Consider the following 322-nt stretch of genomic DNA (forward strand, 5'->3'; position numbering starts at 1 on the left):
CTCATGGGCCATTTCGAGCAGGGCGACCAGATGGTCTTCATGGCTATGAACACCGCCAGGTGATAGCAGACCGGTGAAATGTACTGCGCCCCCTGCGGCTTTGGCCTTGTCCATCGCTGCCACCAGTGCCGGGTTCTGTTGCAGCTCGCCATCAACAATGGCTTTGTTGATACGGGTGAAGTTCTGGTAAACGATGCGACCAGCCCCGAGATTCATATGGCCGACTTCGGAGTTGCCCATGTGCCCATCTGGCTAGCCAACCGCTTCTCCATAAGTCTGGATCAGGGTGTTGGGGAAGACATCCAGCAAACGATCCCAGGTC

Annotated in this window: 1 pseudogene; it reads right to left on the reverse strand. The window is 56.5% G+C overall.

Annotated elements, in window-relative coordinates:
* Positions 1-216 (reverse strand): annotated as a pseudogene (locus tag Q4563_RS18175) (2,3-bisphosphoglycerate-independent phosphoglycerate mutase); the annotation flags it as partial.
* Positions 217-322 lie beyond the last annotated feature (106 nt).

It is taken from the genome of Gilvimarinus sp. 1_MG-2023 (assembly GCF_030548285.1).